Source organism: Shewanella sp. 492, assembly GCF_059338445.1.
This window is the reverse complement of sequence record NZ_CM181702.1, coordinates 3,014,088-3,032,425: the sequence shown is the minus strand read 5'-3', so window position 1 is coordinate 3,032,425 and position 18,338 is coordinate 3,014,088. Positions and strand designations below refer to the sequence as shown.

General features: G+C 48.8%; 13 protein-coding genes and 1 riboswitch. Of the genes, 7 read left to right on the top strand and 6 right to left on the bottom strand.

The features are described from left to right. Positions 1–328: 328 nt before the first annotated feature. Entirely contained in the window at positions 329–607 is a 279-nt protein-coding gene (gene ppiC / locus AC5YBX_RS13390; protein WP_494521095.1) for a peptidylprolyl isomerase PpiC, read from the bottom strand. 242 nt (positions 608–849) lie between these two features. Between ppiC and AC5YBX_RS13385 the strand changes: the two genes are divergently transcribed. Then, positions 850–1,743 carry a LysR family transcriptional regulator gene (locus tag AC5YBX_RS13385; RefSeq protein ID WP_494523823.1) on the top strand — a complete coding sequence of 298 codons (894 nt, stop codon included), beginning with the start codon at positions 850–852 and terminating at the stop codon, positions 1,741–1,743. A 148-nt stretch (positions 1,744–1,891) separates the two neighbouring features. On the opposite strand, the gene AC5YBX_RS13380 is transcribed toward AC5YBX_RS13385, so the two are convergent. From AC5YBX_RS13380 to AC5YBX_RS13370, 3 genes are read right to left on the bottom strand one after another with little or no spacing between them, the layout of a single operon-like run. Further along, positions 1,892–2,461, bottom strand: coding sequence for a LutC/YkgG family protein (locus AC5YBX_RS13380; RefSeq protein WP_494523822.1), 570 nt, complete (start codon positions 2,459–2,461; stop codon positions 1,892–1,894). A gap of 1 nt (position 2,462) precedes the next feature. Beyond that, on the bottom strand, positions 2,463–3,842 hold the full coding sequence (locus AC5YBX_RS13375; RefSeq protein ID WP_475514640.1) for a lactate utilization protein B: 1,380 nt from the start codon (positions 3,840–3,842) through the stop codon (positions 2,463–2,465). 9 nt (positions 3,843–3,851) lie between these two features. Next, the gene (locus tag AC5YBX_RS13370; RefSeq protein ID WP_494523821.1) at positions 3,852–4,595 is read right to left on the bottom strand and encodes a (Fe-S)-binding protein; all 744 of its coding nucleotides are present in this window, start codon (positions 4,593–4,595) and stop codon (positions 3,852–3,854) included. A 451-nt stretch (positions 4,596–5,046) separates the two neighbouring features. Between AC5YBX_RS13370 and AC5YBX_RS13365 the strand changes: the two genes are divergently transcribed. Both AC5YBX_RS13365 and AC5YBX_RS13360 read left to right on the top strand, forming a co-directional pair. Beyond that, positions 5,047–7,284: an acyl-CoA dehydrogenase gene (locus AC5YBX_RS13365; protein WP_475514638.1), complete on the top strand. Its 2,238-nt coding sequence runs from the start codon at positions 5,047–5,049 to the stop codon at positions 7,282–7,284. A 106-nt stretch (positions 7,285–7,390) separates the two neighbouring features. Then, positions 7,391–8,170 carry a CLCA_X family protein gene (locus tag AC5YBX_RS13360; RefSeq protein ID WP_494523820.1) on the top strand — a complete coding sequence of 260 codons (780 nt, stop codon included), beginning with the start codon at positions 7,391–7,393 and terminating at the stop codon, positions 8,168–8,170. A gap of 9 nt (positions 8,171–8,179) precedes the next feature. Here the strand turns inward: AC5YBX_RS13360 and AC5YBX_RS13355 are convergent, their stop codons facing one another. Next, positions 8,180–10,348: a cation:dicarboxylate symporter family transporter gene (locus AC5YBX_RS13355; RefSeq protein WP_494523819.1), complete on the bottom strand. Its 2,169-nt coding sequence runs from the start codon at positions 10,346–10,348 to the stop codon at positions 8,180–8,182. A 352-nt stretch (positions 10,349–10,700) separates the two neighbouring features. Further along, positions 10,701–10,917, top strand: a riboswitch (cobalamin riboswitch). Positions 10,918–11,017: 100 nt separating this feature from the next. On the opposite strand from AC5YBX_RS13355, the gene AC5YBX_RS13350 reads away from it, so the two are divergent. From AC5YBX_RS13350 to AC5YBX_RS13340, 3 genes are all read left to right on the top strand, one after another. Continuing rightward, positions 11,018–12,991: a TonB-dependent receptor gene (locus AC5YBX_RS13350; RefSeq protein WP_494523818.1), complete on the top strand. Its 1,974-nt coding sequence runs from the start codon at positions 11,018–11,020 to the stop codon at positions 12,989–12,991. Between the two features lie 216 nt (positions 12,992–13,207). Beyond that, on the top strand, positions 13,208–13,819 hold the full coding sequence (locus AC5YBX_RS13345; protein WP_494521102.1) for a GDSL-type esterase/lipase family protein: 612 nt from the start codon (positions 13,208–13,210) through the stop codon (positions 13,817–13,819). Between the two features lie 255 nt (positions 13,820–14,074). Beyond that, a complete protein-coding gene (locus AC5YBX_RS13340) occupies positions 14,075–14,803 on the top strand; it encodes an HDOD domain-containing protein (protein ID WP_494523817.1) in 729 nt (242 codons plus the stop codon). A 91-nt stretch (positions 14,804–14,894) separates the two neighbouring features. Here the strand turns inward: AC5YBX_RS13340 and AC5YBX_RS13335 are convergent, their stop codons facing one another. Next, positions 14,895–15,806, bottom strand: coding sequence for a LysR substrate-binding domain-containing protein (locus AC5YBX_RS13335; protein ID WP_494523816.1), 912 nt, complete (start codon positions 15,804–15,806; stop codon positions 14,895–14,897). A 204-nt stretch (positions 15,807–16,010) separates the two neighbouring features. Here AC5YBX_RS13335 and metE point away from each other — a divergent pair, with 204 nt between their 5' ends. Next, positions 16,011–18,281, top strand: coding sequence for a 5-methyltetrahydropteroyltriglutamate--homocysteine S-methyltransferase (metE, locus tag AC5YBX_RS13330; protein WP_494524825.1), 2,271 nt, complete (start codon positions 16,011–16,013; stop codon positions 18,279–18,281). Positions 18,282–18,338 lie beyond the last annotated feature (57 nt).

Here is an 18,338-nt window from a genome sequence, read left to right as displayed (position 1 = left end):
GTAGTTAAGCTAATTATTTGAAATACCATACCCTATTGCTCGTTTTTATGCCAATTAAGTTGAGGTTGTAAGCCCCAGCCACCTTGGCTTAGACGGTGATTTTTAGCGTGAATATCAGCAGAGGGAGATTACTAGCGTTAATATTGGATTAATGGGCGCGCCAGCGCCCATAGAGATGTCTGACAAACATGATTTACGGACAATTGACGCCACATTGATAGTCGCCAGCGGGTTGAGATTGCCGAGCGATGAAGTCTGCGTGACCAGAGATTAAGTACGGGAAAGCACCTTGGTAACGTGAGCATTGCCAGCAATTTGGCTGGTTAATTTATGTCCTATATAGCACTTTCACTACATGCCAACCAAATTTGGTTTTAACCAGATGGGGCGTAATAAGCTCACCCGAGAAGCAGACTTTATCGAAGGGAGGCACCATTTGGCCTTGTTTAAACTCGCCTAAACTGCCGCCTTTCTTGCCCGACGGACATGTGGAGTGTTTCTTTGCCAGCAGATCAAACTTAGCGCCTTTAGCCAGTTGCTGCATGATCGCTTCGGCTTGCTCTTTGTGTTTGACCAAAATGTGTAACGCTGCTGCGGTTCTTGCCATGATGTAAACTCATCTGTATTCAAAAGGATAACGCCAGCCACTGTGGCTTTAAAGTCAAATTGGCTGCGGTTTTGTGGCGCAATTATAGCAATGACCGCCGCGATATTCATCGCCTTAATATTACCCGTAGAGAATATGACCGCAGGTGCATTCGTCACAGACACGTTGCAATGCTGTGTGGCGCGAGTGAATTTGCTATAATGCGCGCCACATTATGATGTTATAGCGTAAGGTTGGCCTCGATGGTGCGTTGTGTTGGTACAGAGCTGCAACTTATTCATCTGTTTGTGCATTTAGTCAATGCAGGCGGTTTTTCTCAAGTGGCTAAAGAATTAGGCATGCCAGTGTCGACCGTCAGTCGTAAACTGACCAAGCTAGAGGCCCTGCTCGATACTCAGCTCATTATGCGCAGTACGCGTAAATTACGTTTGACCGAAGAGGGTAGCGCGCTATTTGCTCGCTACCAAAACGTGGTGGCCCAGTTTGATAGCTGCGCCGAAGCGCGCCTAGATAAACCCGAGGGCACCTTACGTATCGCCGCGCCTGTGTCCATTGTGTCGATGATCTTTATCGAGACGATTAACGCGTTTTCCAAAGCCTATCCCGATATTCAACTGCACATAACCCAAGATAACGGCAGCATAGATTTGATTGATGAAGGGGTCGATGTCGCTATTGTTGGCGGCGCGCAGCCGGACTCTTCTTGGGTATCGAAATCGCTTGGAGTGCTCGATTATGGTTTGTTTGCCTCAAGCGGTTATTTGAACCAAGCCCCTAGAATTACTCATCCGGTGCAATTGCCTGCACATCGCTTGATAAAAGTGTGGCCGCTGTTTAACTGGTCACTTAAACATATCGAGGGAGAGGATTTTTACTATGAAGGCCCGGCTAAGTTGACCCTTGGCGATCTGCATGGGGCGGTCAAGGCTGCTGTGGATGATGGCGGCATCTTGTATGGTCCATCGCTATTTGTGAAACCCGAATTAGCCTGCGGAGCATTGCAGCGGGTGTTGCCCGACTGGCGTGGCGAGCAGCGGCGCATTTCCCTGCTGTATCATCAACGCAGTCAGCAACCATTAAAGGTCAAACTGTTTATTGAATTTATGCAAGATAAGGCCAGCAAGCTGTTTGATTAAACGGCTAGTTGATTAAATGGATAGTTGATTAAAGCGCGAGTAAATAAAAAAACTGCCACCGACAAGGCGTCGATGGCAGCTGGCTCGAAGGTCAATTGCTGACCCGATAATTGTTAATTTAAGCCCAGAGGCGCATCGCGCCGCGGTCTTAAACTAGATAGACATTCAAACTGCATGCCCCATGTGCACCCACCACTAAGGCTTGTTCAATATCGGCGGTTTTCGATGGACCCGCGATAAACACGCCAAACTCACCCGCATCTAAACCAATCTTTTTGATGGCTTGGTGCATATTGGCGACCACTTTGTCGGCTTCGACCACTAAGAACAGGTTTTCGCAGATAAAGGGGGTCACGCGATGGCCTAGGTTTTTGTTATTAACCCAAATAGCGCCATTTTCGGCGACGGCCAGATCGCCTGGGATCACCGCATAATCGATATCTTTGAGCTCGTGGGCGGTATCAGGGACGGCGCGATTGCCGTTGATCCCATCCACCGTCGAGATCACCTGTAAGCCTTGGGCTATCAGCTCATCCACTTTAGCCTGTAAGCCTTCGAGTCCAGCGCGGCGATGCAGTGTGCCCGCTACAGTGGCAAGATTGGTTTCAAACTGGCCAATAACGTCGTCAATACGGGGGCTCACATCGATATTCGGCATCGCTTGTGGCTCAACCGCAACGGTTTTGAGCGCCTGCAGGATAGATTGTTTGCTTGACATATTACTGACCTCTATTTTTGTTAAACCAGGCTTCGAAACTGGAGTTTGGCGCGACCGGTAATTCGCGGTATTTACCCCATGCCCCTGAGAAAGGCTTTAATAGGGCACCAGGTAAGATCCGCAGTGCGGTGCGAGCAACGCTCATTGAACAGTTGAGCATGGTTTCGCTGGCCATAAAGTTACCTACAAGTGGCATGTAGCTGCTCTTGCCGTAAGGCAGCTGCTTCGCTTGCGCTTTGAGGCGACGATGGTGGTGAATAATCTTATCCAGTGGCACCTTAGTGGGGCAGACATACGTACAGCTGCCACACAAGGTACACGCCCAAGGCATAGAGTTGGTGGCGTCATGTTGTGAGCCGACGGCAATACCAATAGGGCCGGGAATAGTGTAGTTATAGCTAAAGCCACCCGAGCGACGATACACTGGACAGGTATTTAAGCAGCCACCACAACGGATACATTTTAGTGCTTCGGCTAAAATTTTATCCTGCAGCATCTTGGTGCGACCGTTGTCGACGATGATCACGTGCATCTCACCGTCAGTCTGTGGTCCACGGTAGAATGAGCTGTAGGTGGTGACAGGTTGGCCGGTGGCATTGCGTGCTAAGGTGCGTAGTAGCACGGCGGCGCTGTCGAGATCGGGAACCACCTTATCGATACCCATAGAGTGCAGCTGCAACTTCGGCAGGTTAGCGCCCATATCGGCGTTACCTTCGTTAGTGCACACCACCACTGCGCCTTTATCGGCAATGGCCATGTTCACCCCTGTCATGGCCGCATCGGCTGACAGGAATTGTTCACGCAGGTGAGCACGGGCCGCTCGGGTTAAGTAAAGTGGGTCTGATGCGCCAGCATCGGTGCCGAGTTTGTCATGAAATAGGTCGCCCACTTCCTCTTTTTTAAGGTGGATAGCTGGTACCACAATGTGTGACGGTGGTTGCTTGGCAAGCTGAATAATGCGCTCGCCTAAGTCGGTGTCGATCACCTCAATGCCATGGCTTTCAAGGTAGGGGTTTAAGTGACACTCTTCGGTGAGCATCGACTTTGATTTGACTAGTTTTTTGACCTGCTTTTCGGCCAAAATCTTATGCACTATCTGATTGTGTTCCACACCATCTTTAGCCCAGTGCACCTGAATGCCATTGGCTTGGCAGTTTTTTTCAAACTCTTCTAGGTATTGGCCCAAATGGGTAAGGGTGTGCAACTTAAGCTCAGACCCTAACTGACGCAGTTGTTCCCATTCGGGTAGGCTACCGGCGGCGCGATCGCGCTTTTCTCTCAGTGTCCATAACGCTTTAGAGTGCCAATCGACGCGAGGTTCATCTTGGCAAAATATTTCGGCTTTTTTCGCATGCGAGGCGGTAGTATGACTCGTAGACATAATGTACTCCTAAAGCGCGGCGTTAATAACTTGGGCGATATGTAAGGTTTCGATTGGCAGCTGTTGGCGCCTGATCATGCCATCTAGATGTAACAAGCATGAGGGATCGAATCCTACTGCGTATTTAGCCCCCGTTTCAGCGTGTGCTTGCGCCTTATCTTTGCCCATCTTGGCTGATACCGCGCCTTCATCGACGGCAAACGTACCACCAAAGCCGCAGCATTCGTCGTGACGGCCTGGGTAGACGATTTCAATATTAGGGATGTCCTTAAGTACCGCTTCCACTTTGTTCATGCGTGGCCCCATCTGTTCACTTGGAGTGGCTAAGTCGAGCATACGTATGCCGTGGCAGCTCAGTTGGAGACTGATCTTGTGGTTAAACGGTTTGTTAAAGGCGCTGATGGGGGCGACATCGTGAAGAAACTCGGTTAATTCATACAGCTTGTTGATCACAGCTTGGGCTTCTGGGCTGCTGTCAAATTCGTGGAAATTTTCTTTTGCGGCCACTAAGCAGGAAGCGGCGGGGCAGACGATGGCATCGCACTCGACGCCTTTAAAGGCGTTAAGCAGTTTGAGGGTGGTTTTTTTAGCCTCGTCAAAGCAACCCGAGTTAGTCATTGGTTGGCCGCAGCAGGTTTGCCCTTTAGGTAAGATCACCTGATGACCTAGTTTTTCCAATAGTTCAACGGTGGCGATACCAACGTGGGGCATCATTTGATTAACCAGACAGGGTATAAACAGTGCTATCTTCATGAAGCGCTCTCTTATTCAGTGACTGCATGGGAACCTATGTACTGGCAAGGAGATGCTCGAGTTGCCGTTACACAAGCAATGAATCTTTCCCATCTTGCAGGAATTGTTCGTGCCGATAATTTAAGCGTATATCCTTACAATAAGTAGTGCTAATTTAGTAAATATAAAACGGCATTTTTTCATAAATGAAACAGTCTATGTTCGACTGTTTTTATTGGTAAAATTTCTATGTGCTAGGTCAATAAATGGTGTTTTCAAACGACAATATAAAACGACTGTTTAAATTTTTTTATTTAAGCGTACAGCTGTAACTTTTTGAAAAGGCGTATATTTAATCGTCGTCGTCGCTTGTAACTGTTAAATAAAGGCTTTTTTTGTTCTCAGAATGTTTGATCTCATTCGAATTTTGTGACGTAATGCACACAAATTAAATGGTCGGATGAGTCTGAAGATGAGTATAAGAACAAAATTTAAAAAAGTACTGCCGAGTATTTCTACTACAGAACAAGAAGCGCTGGATGCAGGTGATGTGTGGCTAGAAGGGTCTATCTACCAAGGTGTGCCAGATTTCGACGCCCTGCGCGCTGTACCTGCGGTCAGCCTGTCTGCCGATGAGCAAGCGTTTCTCGATGGCCCTGTGCAGCAGTTGATCGAAATGGTCGATGATTTCGCGCTGCAAAATAGCACTCACCTGCCAGATAATATTCTTAACTTTTTAAAAGAGAATAAGTTTTTCTCTCTAATCATTCCTAAGGCCTATGGCGGGCTGGAATTTAGTCCTTATGCTAATTCGACCATTGTGGCCACCATTGCCGCTAAAAGCTCTGCGGTTGCGGTTACCGTGATGGTGCCTAACTCATTAGGCCCTGGCGAATTATTAATGCATTACGGCACCGATGCGCAGCGCGATTACTGGTTGCCACGCCTTGCTAATGGTCAAGAGATCCCCTGTTTTGCCTTAACGAGCCCTGAAGCGGGATCGGATGCGGGCGGGATCCCGGACGTCGGTACTGTCACTATGGGCGAGTACCAAGGCGAGCAAGTCTTAGGCTTGTCGGTTACTTGGGATAAACGCTACATCACCCTGGCACCTATCGCCTCGGTATTAGGCTTGGCGTTTAAGGTGCATGATCCCCAAGGGTTACTCGGCGGTAAAGAGATGCTCGGGATCACTTGTGCGCTTATTCCTAAGTCGCATCCGGGCGTGCAGCTGGGTAATCGTCATGATCCTATGGGATGCCGTTTTTATAACGGCACGACTCGCGGCGAGAACGTATTTATTCCGATGGAATTTATCATCGGTGGCCAACAAAATATCGGCCGTGGTTGGCAGATGCTAGTGGCGTGTTTGGGCGCTGGGCGTGGTATTTCATTACCCGCACTTGGGGTGTCAGTCAGTCAGGCGGCATTTAAGTCGTCGGCTGAATACGCCGCGGTGCGTGAGCAGTTTGGTCTATCCATTGGTCAGTTTGAGGGGATTCAAGAGAAGCTGGCCGATATCGCGGGTAAAACCTATCTGCAAGAGGCGATGCGTGTATTGACCACCGAAGGCCTAGGCCTTGGGCTAAAACCATCGGTTGTTACCGCTATAGCCAAATACCATATGACCGAGATCGGCCGTGATGTATTGAACTCGGCGATGGATATTCAGGCGGGTAAAGCGATTCAGCGTGGCCCACAAAATACCTTAGCGTCAGGTTATGTGGCGCAGCCTATCGCGATTACGGTTGAAGGTGCCAATATTCTTACTCGTAACTTGATGATTTTTGGTCAAGGTGTGATGCGCTGTCATCCCCATTTGCAAAGCATGGTGGAGTCGATTCATAGCGATGCCGCCGATGCCGATAAGACCTTTAATCGTATATTTAGACAAACGGTGGGTTATAGCGTTAACAATAGCTTGCGCGCCTTCCGTCTTGGTTTGCTGCCTTTTACAGCTAATGCGACATCCGGTTTGGGTGAGGTGATTGAATATGAAAAGTCGGTTCATAAGCTCGCCTCTAAGCTGGCGGTGTATGCCGATTTCTCGTTACTGGTATTGGGTGGCAAGCTCAAGCAGGCTGAGATGTTGTCTGCCCGTTTGGGCGATGTCATGAGCTACCTGTATGCGGCAATGGCTGCTATCCGTTATTACGAGCAGAAGGTGTCTGCCGCGAGCCGCGCTGAGGCCGCGCCGTATTTCCATTACGCGACCCGCTGGGCCTTGTGCAATGCAGAAAAAGCCTTGCTGGATTTCCTCGATAACTTCCCATCGGCGCCGACGCGTCAATTGATGAAACTCATCACAGTGACATACTCACCTAAGATGAGGAAAATCAATGATGACCTCGTGCGCGAGTTGGCTCATCAGGCGCAGTTAAATACTGGCTTTAAGCGTCAATTAACCCATCTAGTTAAACCTGTAGCGGGCGATGGTAACTACATTAACGAGCAGGCTTATTTAGCCAAGATTGCTTGTTTGCCGCTACTGGCTAAGGTGAAAAAGGGCTTGAAACAACGCACCTTTAAAAGCGGCGTGAAGTTTGCCTTAACCTTAGATGCCGCGCTTGATGCCGGTGTTATCACCCCGGGTGAACATAAGCAGCTGCAAGATTATAACCTCAAGCGTGAGCGCGCGATCCGTGTCGATGAGTTTGATTTCAACATGAACCTAGTCGATGACAGAGTCGAGTTGAAATTAGCAAATTAATGGCTTGTTATAAGCTGTCATGCCATTAATACCAAGCCGCCACTAGGGCGGCTTTTTACTGGGCGCTATCGCTGTTACAATTTGATTTTTATTTGAAGGATATTCAGTGTTAAGCCGTAAAGCCTATCGAAGGCGAGGGCCCGATTACCGCGGTGGTGAACAGGTCAGCTTTAATGACATTAAAGAGGTCTTTGGCCTTAATCATATTCGCCTTGGCAGTTGGGTTGAGACCGACGAAAAGCATAAGGCGGCCAATTTGATCTTTGATGCCTTTGCCGATCTGGCCTTTATGCTCAAGCTGCCGCCTTGCGCAATGGGGCTGCGCCAAAGCCTTAACTTAGCCTTTGGCACTGGTGGTCAAATGGGCGTTCAAGCCCATTATATGCCAGCTCACCGAGAGTTAGCGCTGGCAAAAAATGCTGGCGCGGGGGCGCTTGCCCATGAGTTTTGGCATGCCTTTGACCATTATATTGCGCCGAAAGCCTATCAGGTGCGCACCGCTGGTATCGCCTTTGCCAGTAGTTGTTGGTTAGCCGATGTCGAGCCGATTAACCACCCGCTAAATCAGCGCTTAGCCCATGTATTTCAAACCTGTTTATTAAGTGCCGATGGCCAAGACAGCCACGACTTTGTGACCCGTGCCGTTGCCTTAGATAAACAGTATCAGCGCTACTATTTTGCTAAGCCAACCGAGTTGATGGCACGGGCCTTTGAAGCCTGTATTGAGAGCCATCCAGAGGTCGACAACCCCTACTTAGTCGATGAAACCTTAAATTCAGATCTCGCGAACAGCGGAGGCTATCCTGATCTGGTGCACCGCGAGCAGATTTTTCAGCAATTGCTTAACTATTTTGAACCTCTAGGCGAAGCATTAGCGCGCCAATAAGGCCGTTCATTACTCCACCCAATGTAAGACATCACGAATGATAGACCAGCGCGGTTTATCTTCTATGGCGCCTTGGCCTAGCATCCAATAGTTATACAGCCGCTGCTGGTGGCCATCGACTTTGCGTAGCTTCTGCCAGTTATTGACGTAATTGAGTAGCGATTGATTGTCTTGGGCGACCGCATAAGCCACCGGATATTGCACCTTACTTTCGAGCAAGGCAATGCCGTAACCGGGGAAGAATAAGGTCCAAGCTGAACCGGCTTCGGCGCTGATCACTACCGCATCATATTTATCGGACTTCTGCCTAAAAAAGGTTTTATAACCGTCAATTTTAACAAAGGTGAGGTTGGGGTAGTTGGCCTTGGCTTCTTCGATAATGTCACTGTGCTCTACATAGGCGATGGTGGTATTTTGCAGCGTTAAAATCGATTGTTTGCGTTTAAAACTGTTGACCTTATGGTCTTTGGTGGCGATAGCTAAATTTAATTTGAGCACAGGGTCAACATAGCTCAGCTGATCCATTTGGTTGATATCCATGGCTAAGCCTGACATGGCAATATCGAAAAAGCCCGCCTTGAGTGACTCGGCCAAGTGATCTTTATGAAAAGGAATAAACTCCACTTTTACCCCTAAATCTTCGGCGAGTTTACTGGCCATTGCGCTGTCAAACCCCACTAATTGGGCGGCATTATTATAGTAGCTAAAAGGCACATTGCTGGGGATGTAACCCACCTTTAGTACTCCGCGTTGGCGGATGGTTTGCACATTGGCGATTGGGGCGCTTGGCGTTTTGCCGAGGACTGGGAACTGTTTTTTAACGATAGTCGGCACTTTATCGGCCACCTGCATATTGGCAATTACGCCGCTGGTGACATCAGGGCTGTGGATCAACATGCCCATACCCACTCGGCTCACCACTAAGGTCAAGGCGACGCTTACGACGACGCCAATACTTAATTTCAGCAGTTGTGGTGGGCGCAGTCTTAAACGCCGCTCAAATAGGGATACCGTGAGTAGTGTTAAGGCAAATAGGTACATAACGGCGGCTATAGAGTTAAATTTTCCGGTAATAAAGCCTGACATCACAAACAGTTGAAACAGATCTTGCGGCAGATGCAGTAAGTCCAACATAAAAGGGATGGCGACATAGACGCTACCAAATAGAGAGAGCAGACCGCTAATCGACAGTGACGGTAGCTCGCTAATGTCCACCGGAGTGCCGTTAAACCAGCCGGCAAACAGCACAAACAAAATGACCGTCAGTTTACCGATATTGGGAAAGGTAAAGGCGATGGGCACCAAAATTTCAATTAGGGTTTCGGCGTCATCGCTGAGGCTTTCATGTTCGCGCATGATCTGCTTACATTCGTCGACAATCACAGGGATCACGATAAAAATATTGCCGGTCGCGAATGCGGTGACCACGCTCGATTTTGCGATGCGCAGCGCTTGGGCATAGGTCACTGGGGTGAGTGAGGCGATGATCCACGGCAACAGCCAGAAAGTGAGCAGTAAACAAAGCACAAAATAGCTGATGAGATACACCTGCATACTGGCAAATTCATCGACTCCCATCGTGCCCGCCGCCGAGGCCGACATGGCAAAAATCCCTATCGGCAAGACCCGTACCAGCGCCTGAGTGATCTTAGAGAATATCTCGCTACAGGTATGCATAAAGGTGATGATAAGCTGTTTGTTTTCGCCCTCCATGCCAATGAGCGCCAGCCCCATGGCGATACTGAACACCACCATGGCAGGCACATAGCCCGCCGCCATCGACTCAAACGGGTTGGCCGGAATATACAGCTTAAAGTAATCGATAGGAGTCGTGGGCTCGACAATGCTGGTGCTGAAAAAAGAGGCCGTTTCAACAAAAGGAAATGACAGCGGCATGAGGGCCACCAACACTAAGCCCATTAGCCACAGCAGTAACATGATGACGCCAGCGCGGCTAAAAATTAAACTGGCGGTGGTGCGCTTAAGTTTGCCGATACCGCCAATGAGAGAAACCAAAATAAAGGGCAGTACCGTCATCTGCATTAACAGAATGACGCTGGTGCCAATATTACTGAGCCAGCCGACGGACTCGCCAAAAAACAAGCCCACGCCAAAGCCTATAAACATGGCCACTATCATCTGGGTGGAGCTTTGCATCGCGCGCAGTTTTGTTAGCACAGGTTGATTCCATTTGAGTAGTCGATAATGCCGGCTAGATGACGACAATGACTGGTGGGTAAATAATCGCTTACTGGTTGTTTATTATAGGGTCTGTAGCAAGGGAGGATAAAGGGTTAACAGTGATTATTGTCAGTATGGTGATTTATTTGTGTTAAAAATTATCATTACTAACGTCAATGGCGAAGCGACTTACTGTCGTAAACCGATGTGAGCGGTGATTTGTATGACACTGACTTAACATGCTTTGTTAGACTTTTATCCGTTTAGACGTCTATAATGCCCGCGGTCTTGACGGCGATGCCACTTTGTATGGAATAACAGTTGTGCATTGCCGTTATAGGTAACCAAATTCGAGTCAATCTTTTGTGGTGCCCAGTTGCGTCAGTCGCAATGGGATAATCGGGAAGCCTGTGAAAATCTGGCACTGCCCCCGCAACGGTGAAAGGTGAAAGCTGGGTGCGCTTGCTATAACTAAGCGTTAAAAAAACTTAGTCTTGTCGTATCAACCGCAGTTTGGGTTTATACCTATCCTCAGTCCGGAGACCGGCCCTTAAGGTGATTTTGAGATTTCGGCGGGCAGATCTCGAAATGCGACCTCATATCGTCTATCCGGCGGCGTGAAGTCGTGACCTCTTGCCCCGTTTCCCTTTTAGGAGTTAAAGGTAAATGGGTACACAACCTACAGCTATCGCCCTGTTAATTGGCGGTTTATTTAGTTTTTCTGCGTTTTCAGTGACGGCGCAAAATGACCCCTCTGCGCAAATCAATATCGGTGAGACCATTACCGTTATTGGTCGCAATGTCAGTACCCCTCTCAATATTGCCGCTAACGTCAATGTGATTGATGCCGCGGCGATTGAGATGAGTGGCGCAACGAGTTTAACCGAAGTGTTACGCGGTCAAAGTGGTATACAGATTTCTGATTCAAACACCGGAGCCGTATTTGCACTGCGGGGCTTTAGTGCTAGCCAAGCGGCGAGTAATACCTTGATTTTGATTGATGGACGTCGATTGAACAATATTGATATTGCCGCCCCAAGCATCAGCGCTATTGCCCTTAATCAAGTTGAGCGCATCGAGATCATGTCCGGGAGTGCGGGGGTGTTATATGGCGATCAGGCGGTGGGTGGTGTGATTAACATCATCACCAAGGCGCCACAGGGCAGTGGTGGCAGCGTGCAGCTTTCTGGGGGCAGTTTTGATACCTATGAAGGTAACCTTGATGTGTCAGGGGCGATAAACGCTAATTGGCGTTTTTATGGTGCGGCCAGTTATAACCAAGGGGATAACTATCGCGACCATAACGCGAATGAAACCTCATCGTTATTAGGGCGCTTGCAGTATCAAGACGATGCGCAGCACTTTTTTGCCGAAAGCAGTTACTATGACAACCGTCGAGAATTGGCTGGTGCATTAACCCTTGAGCAGATTGAACAAGACCCACGCCAATCAAATGCCAGCGCCCCAGGGGCCTATGACAGTTATCTGCATGAGATGACCACGGCGCTGCGTTCGGGCTACCAGCGTCAACTCAATCAGCAGTGGGAGCTTGGGGCGGATATTAATTATGCCGACACCTTAATCACTGGCCTCAATAGCTGGGGCAGCAACCGCCGTGATACGCGCTCATTACTAGAGTTTAACCCTAAGGCGATTGCTAACTTTACCACTGGCAACGGGCCGTTAACCTTAGTGAGCGGGCTCGATTTAAGCCGTGGTGAGTCGGTGTTTAGTAGTGGCCGTGAAAACGTGCAAAAGCAGATCAGTGCCTATGTGCAAGCCACTGTGCCACTGACTCAAAGTGTCAGTTACATTGTGGGGGGGCGTTATGCCGAGGTGACCGACGATCTGCGCGATCCCAGCGCCTACGCTAACGGCATTGAGTTGGATCAAGATGCCCACGCATTTGAACTTGGGATTAACTATCGTCCTACCAACGCTCAGCGTTTTTACCTGCGCGCCGACGATAATTTCCGCTTTGCCAAGGTTGATGAGCAAGCTTATACCCCGGCCAATGTGAAGGGGCTCAAGCCGCAAACTGGCCGCTCTTATGAAGCGGGGTGGGACTGGACGCTAGCGCAGCAAACACTGCGAGTGAGTGCCTATCGTCTCGAACTAGAAGATGAAATAGTGTTCGACCCTAGCGCCGATACTCCAACTGGTGGCAGTTTCCCTGGTGCTAACGTGAACGCCGATGCATCACGTCGTTATGGCGTCAGTTTAGATTGGGATTGGCAAGTCATGCAGCAGGTGCTGCTGGGGCTTGAATATAACTACATTGATGCCGAATTTACCGATGGCGTTAATGAGGGTAAGTCACTCTCTTGGGTGGCGAAGCATTCGGGTCGTGGCTATATCAGTTACGATATCAGTGAACATGTGCAACTGTTTGTTGAAGGCCTGTATACGGGGGAGCGCTTTATCGAGGGCGACAACGCCAATGTTGATCCTAAGCTAGCGGATTACCTGCTCACCAATGTCGCGCTTAACTATACTCGCGGCTCGTGGTTAGCCAGCTTGCGAGTCGATAATCTGCTTGATGAAGAGTATGTTAGCGCAGGTTATTACAGTGCATGGGGCAACGGTTATTACTCGGGGACTGGCCGCGCGCTGCGTTTAACCGCGAGCTACCGCTTTTAAGCGGTAATGCGTGCACGCCAAGTGACTTAAAGTAAGATAAAGCCAATCAGGTTTGCTGATTGGCTTTTTTATAGCCGCAATTTTATCGTAAGTGTATGCTAGCGCTAGCATTACTCGTGAGGTTCAGGCTTAACAGCTCCTTAAATTGATTAAGCCAGACTTAATCATTACAGGTTAGTCTTGTGAGTGGCAAAGCGATAAACAAGGAGTTAAAAGATGAAATTAAAATGGCTACTCTTGGGTATCGCCATCGTGTTGCTGGCCTGGCTACTGCCGCAAAAGGGCGAGACGTTAGCAACATTACCGCAGCATGGGCGTATTTTGGCCTTTGGCGACAGCCTCACCCAAGGCGTAGGCGCCAGTGCCGGAGCCGATTATCCCAGTGTTCTGGCTAACTTAACTGGCCTTGAGGTGGTTAATGCGGGCATTTCTGGCGAAACCAGCGGCGAAGGGGCGCAGCGATTTGCACAGGTGTTAGATGCCACTCAACCTCATTTAGTGTTATTGCTGCAAGGCGGCAACGATTTTTTACGTAATATGAGTGAGCATCAAGTTGAGCTAAATTTAGCGCAAATGATTGAGCAAGCCCAGCAGCGTGATATTGCCATTGTTTTAATTGCTGTGCCTCAAAAAGGGATTTGGCTGACACCTGCTAGTCTCTACAAGCGTTTAAGTGAGCAATATGGCTTACTCCTTATTGAAGACAAACTGGCAGAATTACTTAAATCGAGCGAGCTAAAATCTGATGCGATTCATCTCAATAATGCCGGTTATCGTCAGTTGGCTGTGCATCTGCATCAGCGTTTACAACAGGCCGGAGCTATTTAACGGCTTCAGGCATAACATGGCTGGGCGGATGTTGCGCTAAATAAGTGGGATATTTAGATTCACTTTTTACTCGCTGCTGCTATTTTGTTCAGCGAGTTCATCATTTATGACCCAGTTAACAAGCTTAATTGATTTATTTATATTAAAGTTTGAATTTGTGGCAAATCGACTTGACCGCAGCGGGCGTTTTATGGGTAAATCCGACGGTAACAATTGGCGATTTGCCACAACGATTAATCAGGTTAATAATTTCTCATGACAGATCTTGAGCATCAAGTATTCACTCAAGTGCGTGCGATTATCGGCAATGAAGAGCAGGTCATTGGTCGCCGTGGTATTCTTATCCCGTTAAAAAAAGCCATTATTGCCGACGGTGATATTCGTAATGTGATTGATATTGTCTCATCCGATCCTGCACTGGCAGCTCACATGCTGTATCGCAGTAATGCGGCTGCGGCCCCCTGTGTTGCTGCCATTAAAAATCGCTCCCTCAAAGATGCCTTGGTCCGTTTAGGCCAAATTAACATTTATCGTTACGCATTTACTTTCTATCTCAAAGAGCGCCTCGATGAGTTACCTCCGTTGTATAAAAAGTTGGTGACAGGTTACTGGACACTTACCGAAAGCATTGCGGCAGAATCGGTTGATAGCTTACACCAAATGGAAGGGGTGAATATTGACCCTGATGAAGTGCAAACTTTGGCGCTGTTTAGCGTGTTTGGCGAAATTGTCGCCTTAAGCGCCTTTGCTTATTTAAATGCCGAGTCGGAACAGTCTCTACCCCTGTCTATCATTAAATCGATCATCGATAATCATAAACAGATCCTTACCCTCGATGCGTTTGAGTCGCTCGACTTAGATGAGGAATTACGTCAAGAGTTTATGATAGCCCACAATCTACGTCAGACTCGTAACAGTGACTCACCCGGCCTGATTTTACGCCGAGTATTAGCGATGCGTAATCAGTTGCTTAAGCCACTCTAATCATTCTCAGTTGTAAACCATCAGCTCTAAAAATCTGTTTTTTTTAGTAAAAAATAGGTTTTTAGTGTCTAAATGGGCATCGTCATATCAGCTAAGCCATTATTGCATCTTCTTGTTTTACCATCCCTTCGTTAGCCACTAACTGCAACCAGTGTTGCGCCACTCTAGTTTTGCTACTGCTGCGGCGATAGGCCCCAAATAGCGGGCGCTTTAAGCCGTCGCGGCCTAATGGTAGCGCGCTAAGTGACAAGCCGTGGGCTTGGTTAATCGACCATGTGGGGAGGGCGGAGACGCCATCTTTACAGGCGATGCGTTGCAGTAGCATGGAGGTGAGATCGCATCGGATTTGTTTAGCGATAGGCACGCCCGCAGGCTCCATAAAATGGCGATAAATGTCTAAACGTTCGGGCGGCACAGGGTAGGTGAGCAAGGTATGCTGAGCTAAATGAGCTGGGCTGACAAAGGGCTGCGTTGCTAGGGGATGATCGGTGGCGCAGATAAGTTTTACTTCAAAATCAAATAAGTGTTGGTAGGTAATATCATGATCTGGAATAGGATCTGACGTCAGTACCACATCCAATTGCCCCTGCTTGAGTGCCGTTAGCGAATCAAATAGGTGCCGGCTCGATAGCTCTAAATTACTGTGGGGAAAACTGGCATTAAACTCAGTGATCACCGGCATTAGCCAGCGAAAACAGCTGTGGCATTCAATCCCCACAAACAGATCGGTATTGTCACTATTGAGACCATTTTTAAGCTCAAGTTCGGTCTCTGTCACCTTAGGTAATATCTCTTCGGCCAGATGCAGTAGTCGTGCTCCCTCCTGAGTAAACGACAGCGGTTTGCTCTTACGGATAAAGATGGCTGAGTTAATTCGAGTTTCCAGCTCTTTGATTTGATGGGATAAAGCCGATTGGGTGACAAAGCGTTTCTCAGCAGCCCCAGCAAGACTGCCACTTTCCTTGAGTGCAACTAATGTGCGTAAATGCCTAAGCTCTATCATTTTTACCTCAGATGAATCTTGCTCATGTTGGGGTTGAAATCAATTCCATTGCGAACCAACAGATTAACACAATAAACTTCTAGACGTCCAGACGCCTGTTTTGCTTGTGGCGTATTTATGGTTAATCAAGCTTGAGTTGTGATGTCGGAGCAGGGGCATCACACGTTGGCTTATCTCATTTAGAAGGGTATCAGTATGCAAACTATCAAGATCGCGTCATTAGGTTTTCCTCGAATTGGGCGTCAGCGTGAACTTAAATTTGCGTTAGAGCAATATTGGCGCCAAGAGATCACGCCAGCGGCGCTGCATGAGGTGGCCAACACTTTACGGCAAACTCATTGGCAGTGGCAGGCCGATGCGGGAGTGAGTTTGCTGCCAGTTGGTGACTTTGCCTACTACGATCAGGTGCTTACCTTAAGCGCCACCATTAATGCCATTCCAGCTCGCCATCGTGATGGCGACAAGGTGGATTTAGATACCCTATTTAGAATGGCACGAGGGCGCGCCCCAACAGGTGCGGCCAGCAGCGCCTCGCAAATGAAAAAGTATTTTAATAGTAATTATCACTATATCGTGCCCGAGCTGAGTCAAAATCAAACGTTCAGTATTGCCTATGAACAGTTATTTGATGAGGTGGAGCTGGCCAAAGCCTTGGGTCATCAGGTGAAACCTGTGTTGCTTGGGCCACTGTCTTACCTCTACTTGGCAAAATGCGAGGGGCAAGCATTTGATAAGTTGAGTTTGTTACCCCAATTGATTGAGGTTTATCAGGCGATCCTTGCTCGCTTTAAAGCCCAAGGGGTGACATGGGTACAGCTTGATGAACCCATCTTAGCATTGGAGTTAACGCCTGAGTGGCAAGCGCCCTTCACCGCAACCTATGCCTCATTGAGCCAGGTGCAGGTTAAGCTGTTACTGGCCAGCTATTATGGCTCGGTGGCACATCACCATGGGCTCATTGCGAATTTAGCTGTGGCGGGGATTCATCTGGATTTAGTCAGTGCGCCAGAGCAGTTGTCGTTGTTTGCGGGCAGTTTACAGCCCGAGCAAATATTGAGCCTAGGGGTGATTAACGGTCGTAATGTCTGGGCGGCCGAGTTAGATAAGATTGCCGCAGATATTGCCCCTGTGGTGGCCGATTTAGGCAAGCAGATCTGGTTAGCGCCGTCTTGCTCGTTACTGCATAGCCCGGTGGATCTTGATGTGGAAACCGAGCTTGATACAGCGCTGCGTCAGCAGCTCAGTTTTGCCAAACAAAAACTCAATGAGCTTAGCCAGTTGCGTACTCTATTAATCGAGCCAGCCTCAAAGGCTGCTCTGGCCACAGCCCAGCGTTGCCGCGCGCGCCGCGAGGCCAGACAGCAGGCGGCTAATTCGCAAGTGAATGAGCGCGTCGCTGCCTTAACCACTGGCGATTTTGAGCGCCAAAGCCGTTTTGCCCAGCGGCAAGTATTACAGCAACAGTGTCTGCGCTTGCCTTTGCTGCCGACCACGACCATAGGCTCGTTTCCACAAACCCCAGCCATACGAGGACTGCGCAGTCGTTGGCGTAAAGGTGAGTTGACCGAAGCGGCGTATATTGCCCAGTTGCAAGGTGTTACTCGCGACACCATACAAAGGCAGTTGAAACTGGGGATCGATGTGTTGGTCCATGGTGAAGCTGAACGTAACGACATGGTGGAATACTTTGGTGAACAGTTAGATGGCGTCGGTTTTACCCAATTTGGTTGGGTGCAAAGTTACGGCTCTCGTTGTGTTAAACCGCCCTTGATTTATGGTGATGTCTCACGGCCTAAGCCGATGACATTAGATTGGGCCACCTACGCCCAATCGTTGACTGACAAACCCGTAAAAGGGATGCTGACTGGCCCGGTTACCATCTTGCATTGGTCATTTGCCCGCGAAGATATTAGCCGCGAGGTGATCGCGAACCAATTGGCCTTGGCCATCCGTGATGAAGTGGTTGATCTGCAAAACGCGGGGATTAAGATTATCCAGATCGATGAGCCGGCATTTCGTGAAGGGTTGCCGCTGAAACAATCACAGTGGCAAACCTACTTAGATTGGGCTGTAAACGCCTTTAAACTCAGCGCCGCCGGCGTTAAGGATGACACCCAGATCCACACCCATATGTGTTACAGCGAGTTTAATGCTACCATCGCATCGATTGCCGCCATGGACGCCGATGTGATCACCATTGAAACTTCGCGCTCACATATGGAGTTGCTCAATGCCTTCGAAGATTTCGACTATCCCAACGAGATAGGCCCTGGCGTGTATGATATCCATAGCCCGAATATCCCCAGTGTCGAGCAGATGGTTGCGCTTATCGACAAGGCGGCGACTAAAATTCCTGTTCGCCAATTGTGGGTTAATCCAGATTGTGGGCTCAAGACGCGCACTTGGGATGAAGTTGAGCCGGCATTGCAACATATGGTGACGGCCACGCAGCAGCTAAGACGCCGACTGGGTTAGCTTGATGAGTTAATGAGTTTTATTTTTCTTGGCTGACGGGGCATGCAAGCAGCTGGC